Genomic DNA, 12,886 nt, shown 5'->3' with positions numbered 1-12,886 from the left:
CCCTATTTTCAAGAGTAATAATGACACTACCTTTTCAATCCTATGCTTTAATTGACAGTGGAAATGGTCGTAAACTTGAGCAGTTTGGTCCCTATGTACTTTCCCGTCCTTGTTCGCAAGCTGTTTGGAAACCTCAACTCTCATTGGCAAAATGGAATGAAGCACAGGCAAGTTTTTCTCGAGAATTGGAAAATAAATGGACGAATCTGTCTAATATCCCTGAGGTATGGCACATTGAAGTTGCTGGTGTCGTGTTTAAAATTTCAGCGACAGATTTTGGACATTTAGGAATTTTCCCTGAACAAAAGTCTTTTTGGGATTGGATTCAAAAAATTTTAAGGCCTTACGCTTCCAAAAAAGAAAAACCTCGTATTTTAAATCTTTTTGCCTATTCGGGAGGGTCTACATTAGCAGCAGCAAAAGCAGGAGCTGCGGTATGTCATTTAGATGCTTCTAAAGGAATGGTGACCTGGGCAAGAGAAAATGCAGCTTTAAATCATCTCGAGCATGCACCTATTCGATGGATTGTGGAAGATGTCAAAAAATTTTTAGCAAGAGAATTAAAACGAGGATCTCGTTATGAAGGCATTATTTTAGATCCACCTAGTTTCGGGAGAGGTTCTAAAGGAGAACTATTTAAAATTGAAGATGAAGTTACTCAACTTCTCCAAAGTTGTCGTGATTTACTCAGTGAAAGACCTCTTTTTGTGATGTTTTCCTGCCATACTCCAGGATTTTCTCCTGTCGTTATGCATCATCTATTAAGCCAGGCTATGCAAGGAGTGAAAGGAAAGATCGAATTTGGAGAAATGTTATTAGAGGGACCTGATTCTTTGAAGCTTCCAAGCGGCACTTATGCGAAATGGGTGAGAGAAAATGATTGAGCTGACGAGTGTGCAAAATCCTAAGGTTAAGCAAATATTACATTTACGTGATCGACCCGAAAGAGATATTTCGCAAACTTTTTTAATTGAGGGTTATAGAGAACTATTACGTGCTGCTGATGCGGATTGGGAAGTGAATTTACTATTCATTTGTCCCGCTCTTTTTTTGGGAATGAATGAACCTACTTTAATTGAAAGATTGACATCACGTGGAACAGAACTTTTTTATTGTTCGGAAAAAGTTTTTCGCAAAATTTCCTACAGAGACAGACCGGATGGGTTATTGGCAATCGCTCCTCAAAGACATTTAACTTTAGATGATTTGTCTTTGAAGACTAAAAAACCAATGGCGCCCTTCTTTGTTGTCGCTGAAGCAATCGAAAAACCGGGGAATTTAGGCACAATTTTACGCTCTTCTGATGCTGTTGGGATTGATGGGTTGATTGTTTGCGATCGATGTACAGATATTTATAATCCTAATGTTGTTCGAGCAAGTGTAGGTACTCTCTTTACAGTTCCTACAGTCGAAGCAAGAGGAGAAGATATTTTACTTTGGCTGAATAAGCAAGGGATCGACATTTTAGCAGCGACACCTCATGCAGAAAAAGAATTTACACAAGTAGATTTGACAAGTCCAGTTGCAATTGCAGTCGGTACTGAGCAATTAGGCTTATCTGAGCGATGGATGAAACAAGCTACTATGCAAGTGCGTATTCCTATGATGGGAGTGGCAGACTCGTTAAATGTGGCAATGGCAACAACCCTTCTTCTTTATGAAGTCCTTAGACAGAGGCAGTTGAAAAAATAAGATGACAGCTTCTATTTCGATTGTGTACGAAGATAATCATTTGTTTGTTTTAAACAAACCGGCAGGATTATTGACCCAGCCAAGTGGAACCGCACACGATAGTTTAGAATCACAGGCGAAAGCTTATTTAAAAATCGTCTATCAAAAACCTGGGAATGTTTTTTTAGAAGCTGTGCATCGCCTTGATAAACCGGTAAGTGGAATCGTTGTTTTTGGTAAAACAAGTAAGGCTTTGACTCGTTTAAATGCTTCTGTACGCGCTAAACAAACAAAAAAAATTTACTACGCATGGGTAGATTCTGTTCCGGTAGACGAGCAAAAAACGTTAGAGAATTTTCTTATTCATAATGATTTTCAGGCCCAAGTTGTTTCTTCTAAACATCCTCAAGCTAAATTAGCAAAACTGACTTATCGTGTCATAGAACGAAAGAGCGTAGGGGCTTTATTAGAAATCAAATTAGAAACTGGACGCTATCATCAAATTCGTGCTCAGCTCGCTCATCTAGGATGTCCGATTCGTGGTGATATCCGTTATGGAAGTCAATACCCGTTTACTCCCCATGCAATTGCTCTACATCACGAATCGTTAGAAATTTCACACCCCATCCACCAAGAGACTATGCTTTTTCAAACTGCGTTACCTTTTAGTTTTAATCCCTGAAACTGCTTATCATAGCTTTACTTCAAATCTTTTTAATAGGAAAAAATCTCTACTTTTATAAGTTATTTTAGGTTGGAATTTGCTGTTGTAGGGGAATCATCTTCTAAATTGGGAATGGGAGGAATAGAACGCATGACTTGGCCTAGGACTGTAAATTCTTCCAAGATACGGTCAATCTCATGAATAATTACAGAAGTATCTGGATGATTAACCATTTTTTCAGCTTGAAACATTGTTTTCAACTCTTCAAAAGGTTGTACTAGCAATTTGATGCTCGTATTTTTCTCTTTTTTGAACGTCGCTTTGGCAATAGCATTCAATCCATTAACAATAGCTTGAAAAGGACTTTGCAATTCAGCATAATTGATGTTGACATCTTTTAAAATTGTCTTGGCAATTTCAAGTAGAGTACTCGTTGTTAATACTCCCACCTCTTCAAAATGATGTTGTAAAGCTTTTAAACCAAATTTGGTCAGAAAATGTGTTGGGAAATTCACCATGGTTAAATCAAATTTAGCACATGATACAATGAGTTTTCCCATCGTCATTATCATCTGTCGACAAACAGTTTCCAAACGGTTTTGTAAAGCACGATCGTTGATAAGTTCTAATCTTTGCAATAGATAAAAAATTGTAAAGCTGGCTTCATCTCGACCTGTCTTTTTTTCTGTTTCTGCATCGACATTTATGCGGCTGATACTTTTTGAAGAAGCAAAAAAAGCATCCACAATGGGAGGAAAAGACTTGAGTGTTTGAGTACTAAGGGCAATTTTGCTTTTCTCAATAGACCTTACAGCTATTTCAGATAAATTATCTAAACAACTCCATAAAGTGTCATCTTTTTCATTTTGAACAGCTTTTTTACCTTGCCTCGTAAGCATATTTACAAAATCACTTGGATTTAAAAATTGCATTAAGTTTTGCCAATAGCATTTCAGTAAATCTAAACTCAATCCAAATGTTACCAGCCAAATGGGCATAATCCATTCTTTAAATTGAAAAGAATTTGAATTTATCCAATTTACGGCAAAAAAGGAAACAAGAGGAAATAAAAAAAGACAAAATCGATTAATTTTCAACCAGCGATTACGTTTATATAATTCTACAAGATTGGGAACTAGGTTTTGCTCAAGCTTTTGTAGAGGTAGTAATGAAAGGGTAATTGATAATACTGTTAGCAAAAGAACAAGTAGGCTTCCCGCAATGATTAAAATCGAAGACTCCTGAGGATTAAATGAGGGAAAATAACTCTGGGTCAAATAAGCAAGAACAATGGCAAAGATAGAAATTAACATCGTTTTCATCTCCTAAGCAAAACCTTTTTTTTAACTGTTCATTTTGCATGTAAAATAAATTTATTTAACGGTAACTCAATAAATTTTTCTAGTGAGTTCAACAATTAATGAGTAAATAAGTATAAAAATTTGCTTAATACGAATGAATTTATTGAAATTGAACATTAGAGAAGATCGATTTTATATACAAGGAATTCAAATCTTCGTTGGTTCTAGCTTATCTCATTTTATTATCGAATGACGCAAGTGATTAAAGGTTATTAATATTCAGAAATAATTATAACTGTTAGTTAAACGTAAATTTTTCCTGTATAAAGTTAATAAATGGTTTGTACGTAATAAAGGATAGGAAAAAGGAGGTTGAACAAGGATCATAAATTTGATAAAGACATTATCAGCAAGAAAAGGGCTGTAACAATTAATAGAGATGGACAAATATAGAGGGGGATTATCAAAATTAAAACTGAAACCCATTGATGTAGAACGGTATTTATAGTAGTGTTTTACACTTAATTCGGGAACAAAAAAAATTGTCAATGCAAATACTAAAACAAATAAATAAAATTTTAAAATAAATAATTAAATATAATAAAATCTAATTAAGTTAAGTAACCATAATTAATTTAAATTATTAGTGATTTTTAATTGTAAATTTAATAGTTTTATAGAAAGTTAAGTTAAATCACAGGCGTCATCAGGCATCCAATGCTTGTCTTTTCCTTTCCACTTTACATTACATCCAATTGGATTGGTTAAGGGTTTTTTAATGGGGCGTTCGTGTAAATAATCTTCGATTGCGTCTTCTAAATCATTAACAGTTATTTTTAAAGGCTCTCTAGGAGAATCAACTGCTCTTCCAGTGTAAATTAGGCGACGTTTATCATCAAAGACAAAGAAATGAGGAGTACGTAAAGCTCCATAAGCTAAAGCGATGCCTTGAGAGCTATCATGTAAATAAGTCCAAGGAAAGTGGTATTGTTTCATTCTCTCAATCATATTTTGAAAAGAATCTTCTGGATAAGTTGTTTCACTATTTGAATTAATAGCAATAAAGTCAACGCCTCGGTCTTTATATTTTTCTACTGTTTTTCTCGTGATTTCATCTGAGTTAATTACATAAGGACAATGATTACATGTAAAGAAAAGGACAAGAAGTTTAGCTGAATCAAAGTCGCTTAATTGATAATTTTTTTCATCCGTTGCTTTTAAATTAAAATTTGGAGCTTGAGATCCTAAAGGAAGAGTAAATTGTTTTTTTTCTGTCATAGGTATCCTTATTAGTTAGCATCATAAAGAAATTCTAAAAAACATCTTATATTTAAAAAAAACACAGTTTAAGAAAAAGGAAAACCCTTGCTTCTTAACGAAGAGTGAGTCAAAATAATGATACCATTTTTATAATTTACTTTATCAATTCAATCTTCAGATCTCTTGATATGCAAACTAATTTATTAGACGCAATCGATGATTGCATAAAAGCCGTTGAACAACTCAAACTTCCTTCTTCAATTAATTTTATAGAACAGACCGCTCTTCTTTTAGCTACGTGTTTCCAAAATGGGGGTAAAATTATTCTTGCTGGGAATGGAGGAAGTTTGTGTGATGCTTGCCATTTTGCTGAAGAATTAACAGGGTATTTCAGAAAAGCACGGCGACCTCTGCCAGCCATTGCTTTATCTGAACCTGGGCATATCACTTGTACTGCCAATGACAAAGGATTTGAATGGATCTTTTCAAGAGGCGTAGAGGCTTATGGTAAAACTGGCGACGTTTTTATCGGTCTCACAACAAGTGGAAATTCTCTAAATATAATTCGTGCTTTTGAGCAGGCAAAAAAACAAAGTATGCATACGATTGCGTTTTTAGGAAAAGACGGAGGAGTGTTGAAAGATGTTGCTGATTTCGAATTAATTATTCAGGGATTTCAAACATCGGATCGCATTCAAGAAGCTCATATGGCAGCTATCCATCTCATAATCGAATTAGTTGAAGTGCATTTATTTGCAAAAAATTAAATTTTATCAAATGTTAATGATTGGGAGTTTTTAAAATTTTATCATTCATTTTTATCGAGCTTAATAAGGTTTTTTGCATGTTTTTGAGAAAAATTGAAATTTATCTCAAGGAAATCATTAAAGAAAAACGAAAAGGAAAATTATCTACATTTATTAAATGGATACTTTTACCGTTGAGTTGGATTTATGGTTTTATTGTGTCTATTCGAAATTGGCTTTATGATCAAGGATGGATGAAAAGATACGTTCCTCCCGTCTCTTTGGTCATCAGTATTGGCAATATCGTCGCTGGCGGAACAGGTAAAACTCCGGTCACTCTTCTTCTTGCTCAAGCTTTTTATGAACGTTACACATTAGCTATTTTATCTCGAGGGTATCGATCGAAAGTAGAAAAATTAGAAACCCCAGTTATCCTTTGTGAGGGGCAGGGACCAATTTTTCCTGCTTCTTATTCCGGAGATGAACCTTATATTTACGCTCAACGTTTTCCCAAATCGATTGTGATTGTTGGAAGGAACCGTAAAAAAGCATCTTTTTTAGCAGCCAAAGCTGGAGCTCAAGTTATTTTATTAGACGATGCTATGCAACACCGTCGCATTGCTAGGGATTATGATGTTGTCGTGATAGATGTTTCAGATCCTTTTGGCCGAGGTTATTATCTACCAAGAGGATTTTTAAGAGAGGATGTCCACTCTTTATCTCGGGCCGATTTATTAATTTTAAACAATATTGTTGATGCAGAACAGTTTGAGAATGTAAAAAATCAGCTTAGAGCTTATAGTTTAGCTCCAATAGTAGGGGTCAAAGGAATAGTCTGCCATCCAAGGGATTTAAAGGGATGCCAAATAGACAACTTACATGAAACTAAAGTGGCTATGTTTTGTGCGATTGCTCATCCAGAATATTTTAAGCGCACCTTAGAGTCTGAGGGAATAAAAGTTGTTTCAGAATTTTGTTTACCTGATCACGATGAGATTAAAGAGAGAAAATTAGAATTATTTGCTTTACAATCTAAAGAGTTAGGGGCTGAGTGGTTGATTTGTACGGAGAAAGATCGTGTAAAATTACCAGATCAAATGACTTTAAGTTTACCAATTGCTTGGATTCAAATCGATTTAACAGTTATCGATGGGCAAAACGAATGGAATTCCTTTCTTGCACAGGCTGAAGCTAAAATTTCTTAAAAATCTTTCGCTATTTCAAATTGTTTAATGACGAGGCATGAATTAAAAGTATGAAGTTGTGGCTGAAAATTTTCATTGGTTTGGCGTTAGGTGTTTTAGCAGGAATTATTTTGGGAGAAAGGGCTGCTTTATTAAAGCCTTTAGGAACTATTTTTCTCAATTTGATCAACATGATTATTCCTTTGTTGATTCTCTCTTCAATGGCTATAGGAATCACAAGTATTCACGATCCTCAAAAATTAGGGCGCGTGGGGGGTAAAACGATTGGGATTTATTTCATTACAACAGTCATTTCTATTTTAATCGGTATATTATTTGCTAATTCTTTTCAAGTTGGTTCAGGCCTTCATTTAACATCTGTCAATATCATAGAAGCAAAAACTCCTTCTTTTAGTGAAATTATTGTCTCAATTATTCCGAGCAATCCAGTTGCTGCTTTAGCGAGTGGGAGTATTTTGCAAATCATTGTTTTTGCAGTTTTTTTAGGAATTGCAATTAATTTTTCTGGAGAAAAGGGAATTCCTTTAAAAAACTTTTTAGAATCTTTAGCTGATGTCATGTACCGTTTAACTTCATTAGTGATGGAATTTTCTCCGATTGGAGTTTTTGGCATCATGGCTTGGGTCGCTGGGACGTTTGGTATTTCTTTATTGATCCCTTTGTTTAAATTTTTAGGCGTTTATTATTTAGCTTGTCTCATTCATTTGGCAGTTGTTTACAGCCTTATTTTATTAAAAGGATTAGGACATTTGCAGATTTTACCTTTTTTTAAAGGAATGGGTGACGCCATTATGATGGCTTTTTCAACAGGAAGTAGCGCAGCAACTTTACCTGTGGCCATGCACTGTTTACAAGAGAACTTAGGTGTTTCAAAAAATATTTCAAATTTTGTCCTTCCTCTTGGCTTGACAATGAATATGAACGGTTCAGCTATCTTTCAAGCCATGAGTGCTATATTTATTGCAAAAGCCTATGCGATCCCATTAGACCTATCTGCTTACATTACACTTTTAATGACAGCAACCATGGCTGCCATCGGGACCGCTGGGGTTCCTGGAGGCGGATTTGTGATGCTCTCGGCGGTCCTTACTTCACTAGGACTTCCTTTAGAAGGTTTAGCTGTTTTAGTGGGTATCGATCGGTTACGAGAAATGGTTACCACAGTATTGAATATTTTAGGCGATGCTGCAGTGACAGTGTTTATTGCTAAGCAAGAGGGCGAGTTGGACGAACGTAAATATTACCATACTGAACTTGTCGAATTCGAAGGGAAAATCTAATTTATGCTTTATTTATAGATTAGGTATAAAGATCATAGAATATGTCAGAGTCTACAAAAATGAATTGGTTATCAAAAGATTTTATTCAATATGATAAAGGTATTTTAATTGCTTGCGATCAAACTTTGGAATGGTTATTACCTTGGTGGTGGAGTCATTATCAAACGAATAACCATCTTCCTGTCGCTTTTGTAGATTTTGGAATGTCGGCAGCCGCTAGGGAGTGGTGTAAGGATAAGGGCATTTATATTCCTTTTATTGAACCTCTGGATTTCCTCGTTTCCCCTGATAAAATTAATCGAATACTGAGAGAAAAATGGAAATCTCTTTTTTTAAATAAAGAGTTTTGGAAAATTCGGGCCCTTTGTTTAAAAAAGCCTTTTGCAATGATTAAAAGCCCTTTTTTAAAAACAGTATGGACAGATGTCGATTGTGAAATTAAAGGTTCGCTTGATGCTCTATTTGAAACATGTCAAAATGGGTCTGGATTTGCTATAGCACCTCAACCAGAATTTGCGTTGAAAAATTATATTCAAGAAGGTCTGCTTAGGCCAGGGCAAAAAATTTATAATGCAGGTGTAGTGGTTTATCCTTATCAATCACCTCTTGTTTCCACATGGGCACAGGCGATCATTGAACGTAATGCTTATTTCTCGGGAGATTCAGACCTTTTAGCTGATATCATACAATCAGAAAATTTTCCTATCTATGAGCTTCCTCAAATTTATAATTGGAGAATGGCTCAGGGAGAAAATCCCGAAGCTGTCATTATTCATTGGGTAGCAGATTGGGGTAAAAAACATATTAAAGAGAATATGAAGAATTTATCGCTTGAAACTTTTTGATTAACGAAATTTCATTCTCATCTCAGACTTAAATATTAGCTTTTTATTGTTCATCTTGAGCTAAAGTATAACCCGCCTGTCCATCAAAAGCAAATAAATAAGCAGTTTGTGTCAGCGTAAGTTTTTTTTGTACAAGTCTGTTTAGTAAATTGAGAATTTGCTCTTGGGATACGATTTTATTTGTAGAAGATATGAATCTACAACGCCAGTTGTCTATGCAAGCTGTTTCAGGCATTTTATTTGGCCATACTTTTACACCTCGGTTATTGATCATTTTTAATTTTAAATCGTGATTAGACGTGGATTGAAGAAGAGTCGCTAATGTTTCTACATCTTCGCTCCATTTAATAAAAATGTCTATCCCATATAATTCTTGTTTGAAATTTTTAAGAGATGAAAAGTTGGAATGTTTGATATGAAAAGATGTGCTATAGTGAGCTGCGGGTAATGTTTCGGGTTTTTTTCCTAAACGGGCAGTTACGGCATTCGCAAATTCCTTTGTTCCAACTTTCTGCTTACTTGTTTTTTCTTTAAAAATATCATAAGTATGAATCCCTTCTTCAAGCGTTTTTAGCCAGGCATTATGAATGAGTTCAGCTAAATTCGATTGTTCTAAATGAACAAGCATTTGAATGGCAGCCAGTAAAAGACCTGAAGGATTGGCTAGATTTTGTCCAGCCCGTCTAGGCGCAGATCCATGAATAGCTTCAAACATGGCTCCCGAATTACCAATATTTGCAGATCCGGCTAGACCGACAGATCCAGCAATTTGAGCAGCAACATCTGATAAAATGTCTCCATACAAATTAGGCATAACAATTACATCAAAAGCTGTTGGTGTATCAGCTAGTTTAGCTGCTCCGATATCAACAATCCAATGCTCTTTTTCAATTTGTGGATATTCGGCTCCAATTTCATCAAAAATTTTATGGAAAAGCCCATCAGTTAACTTCAAAATATTATCTTTTGTAAAACAAGTGACTTTTTTGCGGTGATAGATTTGCGCATATTCGAAAGCATAACGAATGATTTTCTCACATCCGGGTCTTGTAATGAGTTTAAGTGCTTCGTAGACGTCGGGAGTTTGTCGATATTCAATTCCAGTATAAAGGTCTTCTTCGTTTTCTCTGACAATCACAACGTTCATGCCTGGATATTTGGTTTCAACGAATGGGTAATAAGCTACACAAGGGCGCACATTAGCATATAATCCTAGAGTGGTGCGAATGGTCACGTTTAGACTTTTAAAGCCACCACCTTGGGGAGTGGTAATTGGGGCTTTTAAAAGAGCTTTGGATTGTCTAATTAAATCCCAAGTGGAATTTTCAATTCCTGTTGGTTGTCCACTTAAATAAACCTTTTCTCCAATTTCAACATTTTTTATATCTAAAGGAGCTCCAGCTGCTTTTAAAATTCTTAGCGTAGCATCCATAATTTCCGGCCCAATTCCATCTCCCTCGGCCACAGTAATCGGTATCAGTTGTGCTGCCATCACAAATTCCCATAAATTTATTTTTAAATAATCAAACTTGAGACTAATCCGTTCGTTGTTTAAAATCCAATCAAAACCTTACTGAAAGTAACTATGCTGAAAGAAATACTTGATAAGCAACATCTTTATACCAATCATTACTTTGAAACGTTGGATCTAATTGCTATAGAAAAATTAGTGGAACTTCTACTAGAAACTGAAAAATCTATTTTTTTTACCGGTGTTGGTAAAAGTGGATTAGTCGCTAAAAAAATTGCTCTTACAATGGTTTCTACGGGAACCAAAGCTTTATATCTCTCACCAACAGATGCTGTTCATGGAGATATTGGTATTGTTTCTCAGGATGATATCTTTATTATGTTAAGTAAGAGTGGAGAAAGCGATGAACTGCTGAATTTAGTACCGCCTATTCGTAATAAAGGGGGCATCTTAGTCGCAGTTGTTTGTAACCCACAATCTCGTTTAGCAGCCGCTTGTCATTATGTGATCACTCTGCCTTTTCAAGAGGAGCTTTGCCCTTTTGATATGGCACCCACGATGTCAACGATTTTCCAAGGGCTTTTTGGAGACTTAGTGACTGCTGCACTAATGCGTAGAAAAAATTTTAGTTTAAATGATTATGCATTAAATCATCCTTCAGGCCGAATTGGAAAACGAATGACGTTGAAGGTTAAAGATATTATGCTCACTGGAGAAAAAGTTCCTATTTGTTATCCTCAAGATCAATTAACAAATGTTCTCGTTGAATTATCCAACAAACGTTGCGGATGTATTCTTGTGGTTGATCGCGATCATCGATTACTTGGCATTTTTACAGATGGTGATTTAAGGAGAATGTTGCAAAAAGTGGGAGGGAAAGTACTAGAATCTTCTATGATTGAAATCATGACACCCAATCCTCGGTCAATCGAGTCAGAACTTCTGGCTTATGAAGCCATGAAATTGATGGAAGCTGACTATTGTAAAAGAATTTCTGTTTTTCCTGTGCTTAACCTTGAACAGCAAGTAATTGGCTTGCTTCATATTCATGATCTTATTCAAACAGGGTTATAATCTAAATTTATTGCAAAAAACTTCAACTCTCAGTTAATAACCAAGTTTGTAGCTCATCGAAAGAGCGTTGAGTGAAATAAGGAAAGAAAATATCTGCTTTTTCAACCAAAAATGATTTCTTTTGGAAATTCACCAAACTAAAAGGATGGCTATAAATAATAAAAGGATTAGCAAGAGGAAATTTGAGTCTAACAATGATTCCAAAATCTTGATCCTTATTATAATATTCAATTTGTTTAATAGAAGAAATTGGTAAACCTAAAACTTTTTTTCCTTTTAGATAGTAATCAATTTGATCTGTTTCCGAAAGTCTTAATTCATCAGGTTTTTGCTGAATAGAAATGAGTTGTTTATACGGAACTAAACCAGCAGTGATTAGTCCAAAGCCTATTAAAAAAGCCCAAATTCCCCATTTTTGAAGAAAAGGTAATTCGGCAAATCCTCCTACATAAATCATTGGAATAAGTCCAAGCAAACTCCATACAATTCCTTTCCATAATCTTTTTTTTATCCACTTTTCAGGAATTGCTGTTCGTAAAACAAAATTGTTATGCATGGCTTTCTTTTAATCTGTCTGTGAGTTTGGATGTCAATCAATTGACCAGTGGCATAAATACTTTCAAAGAAAAATAGCAACTTCAATTTGATGACAAATTTCTTAGAAATTTTCGATTGAGTATATATTTTTTTTAATAAAGCAGATATATCTGAATTTTGTTTTGTTTTCTTTGAAGGTATAAAAATTGTCGATTTCAATGAAAAATTTAAAATTTAAATTATATACATGTGAAATGATATCGAACAATAAATGAGGAGTATTTATGTGCCCTGTTTGCCCCCCAGTTAGTTTTTTAGGAGGTTTATTAGGAGGATACTGCGGAGTTAATCCCCCTACCACTTTTAAAGGACATTGTATTAGTCTCGTTTCAACAGCTACTCTCGTGACTACAACTGTTGTAGCTCTTAAAGTTTTATTTCGTATTCCTTTTTGTTATGGAACAGGTTTCACTTTTAGTAATGTCAGTTTTATTTTGGCTAAAACTTTAGTTTTAGGTGTCATTTACTCAATGGGAGTTAATTTTTTGCTTAATCGATTCGCATCCCACGATGATTTTTCACAAGAATATAAGAATCCCCTACAACTACCTCAGGGATGTTCTCATTGCACCTCATCTTAATATTCCTTAATACGGCTTCTAGCTAAACCTGACAAGGGTTTGGCTAGGAATTTTTTTGACGCATTCATAATCTCAATCAAACAACAAATTCTAATAATATAAAGTGCAAGTATGTTCTTATTTACTTTATAGTTAAATTGGTTAAGTCCATCAAAGAGGAATTATAGATTATAAAAATTTTAAATTCATAA

At 34.9% G+C, this 12,886-nt stretch carries 13 protein-coding genes; 9 read left to right on the top strand and 4 right to left on the bottom strand.

The window, feature by feature from the left end:
- Nucleotides 1-20: 20 nt before the first annotated feature.
- Genes PC_RS08595 through PC_RS08585 form a run of 3 tightly spaced genes read left to right on the top strand, consistent with a single transcriptional unit; the run spans nt 21 to nt 2,353 of the window.
- Nucleotides 21-884: a class I SAM-dependent methyltransferase gene (locus PC_RS08595; protein WP_011176338.1), complete on the top strand. Its 864-nt coding sequence runs from the start codon at nt 21-23 to the stop codon at nt 882-884.
- Nucleotides 877-1,692, top strand: a complete 816-nt coding sequence (locus PC_RS08590) for a TrmH family RNA methyltransferase (protein ID WP_044045229.1) — start codon at nt 877-879, stop codon at nt 1,690-1,692. Before PC_RS08595 ends, PC_RS08590 begins: the two co-directional genes overlap by 8 nt.
- 1 nt (nt 1,693) lies before the next feature.
- Complete coding sequence (locus PC_RS08585; protein WP_011176336.1) at nt 1,694-2,353, top strand: RluA family pseudouridine synthase; 660 nt, start codon at nt 1,694-1,696, stop codon at nt 2,351-2,353.
- Nucleotides 2,354-2,415: 62 nt separating this feature from the next.
- On the opposite strand, the gene PC_RS08580 is transcribed toward PC_RS08585, so the two are convergent.
- Both PC_RS08580 and PC_RS08575 read right to left on the bottom strand, forming a co-directional pair.
- The gene (locus tag PC_RS08580) at nt 2,416-3,648 is read right to left on the bottom strand and encodes a hypothetical protein (protein ID WP_011176335.1); all 1,233 of its coding nucleotides are present in this window, start codon (nt 3,646-3,648) and stop codon (nt 2,416-2,418) included.
- A 672-nt stretch (nt 3,649-4,320) separates the two neighbouring features.
- Nucleotides 4,321-4,914: a thioredoxin family protein gene (locus PC_RS08575; protein WP_011176333.1), complete on the bottom strand. Its 594-nt coding sequence runs from the start codon at nt 4,912-4,914 to the stop codon at nt 4,321-4,323.
- Nucleotides 4,915-5,084: 170 nt separating this feature from the next.
- Here PC_RS08575 and PC_RS08570 point away from each other — a divergent pair, with 170 nt between their 5' ends.
- The 4 genes from PC_RS08570 to PC_RS08555 all read left to right on the top strand — a co-directional run bounded on the left by PC_RS08570 (nt 5,085) and on the right by PC_RS08555 (nt 8,972).
- Nucleotides 5,085-5,663, top strand: coding sequence for a D-sedoheptulose-7-phosphate isomerase (locus PC_RS08570; protein ID WP_044045604.1), 579 nt, complete (start codon nt 5,085-5,087; stop codon nt 5,661-5,663).
- Nucleotides 5,664-5,740: 77 nt separating this feature from the next.
- Complete coding sequence (lpxK, locus tag PC_RS08565; protein ID WP_011176331.1) at nt 5,741-6,847, top strand: tetraacyldisaccharide 4'-kinase; 1,107 nt, start codon at nt 5,741-5,743, stop codon at nt 6,845-6,847.
- A gap of 50 nt (nt 6,848-6,897) precedes the next feature.
- Complete coding sequence (locus PC_RS08560) at nt 6,898-8,127, top strand: dicarboxylate/amino acid:cation symporter (protein WP_011176330.1); 1,230 nt, start codon at nt 6,898-6,900, stop codon at nt 8,125-8,127.
- Between the two features lie 41 nt (nt 8,128-8,168).
- Nucleotides 8,169-8,972 (top strand): hypothetical protein, encoded by an 804-nt coding sequence (locus PC_RS08555; protein WP_011176329.1) that lies wholly within the window; start codon nt 8,169-8,171, stop codon nt 8,970-8,972.
- Between the two features lie 43 nt (nt 8,973-9,015).
- On the opposite strand, the gene icd is transcribed toward PC_RS08555, so the two are convergent.
- Complete coding sequence (icd, locus tag PC_RS08550; protein ID WP_044045228.1) at nt 9,016-10,464, bottom strand: isocitrate dehydrogenase; 1,449 nt, start codon at nt 10,462-10,464, stop codon at nt 9,016-9,018.
- A gap of 93 nt (nt 10,465-10,557) precedes the next feature.
- Between icd and PC_RS08545 the strand changes: the two genes are divergently transcribed.
- Nucleotides 10,558-11,517, top strand: a complete 960-nt coding sequence (locus PC_RS08545; RefSeq protein ID WP_011176327.1) for a KpsF/GutQ family sugar-phosphate isomerase — start codon at nt 10,558-10,560, stop codon at nt 11,515-11,517.
- Between the two features lie 22 nt (nt 11,518-11,539).
- On the opposite strand, the gene PC_RS08540 is transcribed toward PC_RS08545, so the two are convergent.
- Nucleotides 11,540-12,073: a hypothetical protein gene (locus tag PC_RS08540; protein WP_044045227.1), complete on the bottom strand. Its 534-nt coding sequence runs from the start codon at nt 12,071-12,073 to the stop codon at nt 11,540-11,542.
- A 265-nt stretch (nt 12,074-12,338) separates the two neighbouring features.
- Here PC_RS08540 and PC_RS08535 point away from each other — a divergent pair, with 265 nt between their 5' ends.
- Complete coding sequence (locus PC_RS08535) at nt 12,339-12,695, top strand: hypothetical protein (protein WP_011176324.1); 357 nt, start codon at nt 12,339-12,341, stop codon at nt 12,693-12,695.
- The last annotated feature ends 191 nt before the right edge of the window (nt 12,696-12,886 follow it).

Origin of the sequence: Candidatus Protochlamydia amoebophila UWE25, assembly GCF_000011565.2 — a bacterium.
Taxonomy (GTDB): Bacteria; Chlamydiota; Chlamydiia; order Chlamydiales; family Parachlamydiaceae; genus Protochlamydia; species Protochlamydia amoebophila.
The sequence above is the reverse complement of the archived record's forward strand: the minus strand, read 5'-3'. Positions and strand labels throughout refer to the sequence as shown.

Bases quoted from the DNA above. Each gene is read 5' to 3' on its own strand.
- PC_RS08540 (WP_044045227.1), bottom strand. From the start codon at position 12,073: ATGCATAACAATTTTGTTTTACGAACAGCAATTCCTGAAAAGTGGATA.
- lpxK (WP_011176331.1), top strand. From the start codon at position 5,741: ATGTTTTTGAGAAAAATTGAAATTTATCTCAAGGAAATCATTAAAGAA.
- PC_RS08545 (WP_011176327.1), top strand. From the start codon at position 10,558: ATGCTGAAAGAAATACTTGATAAGCAACATCTTTATACCAATCATTAC.
- PC_RS08535 (WP_011176324.1), top strand. From the start codon at position 12,339: ATGTGCCCTGTTTGCCCCCCAGTTAGTTTTTTAGGAGGTTTATTAGGA.
- PC_RS08560 (WP_011176330.1), top strand. From the start codon at position 6,898: ATGAAGTTGTGGCTGAAAATTTTCATTGGTTTGGCGTTAGGTGTTTTA.
- icd (WP_044045228.1), bottom strand. From the start codon at position 10,464: ATGGCAGCACAACTGATACCGATTACTGTGGCCGAGGGAGATGGAATT.
- PC_RS08595 (WP_011176338.1), top strand. From the start codon at position 21: ATGACACTACCTTTTCAATCCTATGCTTTAATTGACAGTGGAAATGGT.
- PC_RS08585 (WP_011176336.1), top strand. From the start codon at position 1,694: ATGACAGCTTCTATTTCGATTGTGTACGAAGATAATCATTTGTTTGTT.
- PC_RS08590 (WP_044045229.1), top strand. From the start codon at position 877: ATGATTGAGCTGACGAGTGTGCAAAATCCTAAGGTTAAGCAAATATTA.
- PC_RS08580 (WP_011176335.1), bottom strand. From the start codon at position 3,648: ATGTTAATTTCTATCTTTGCCATTGTTCTTGCTTATTTGACCCAGAGT.
- PC_RS08570 (WP_044045604.1), top strand. From the start codon at position 5,085: ATGCAAACTAATTTATTAGACGCAATCGATGATTGCATAAAAGCCGTT.
- PC_RS08555 (WP_011176329.1), top strand. From the start codon at position 8,169: ATGTCAGAGTCTACAAAAATGAATTGGTTATCAAAAGATTTTATTCAA.
- PC_RS08575 (WP_011176333.1), bottom strand. From the start codon at position 4,914: ATGACAGAAAAAAAACAATTTACTCTTCCTTTAGGATCTCAAGCTCCA.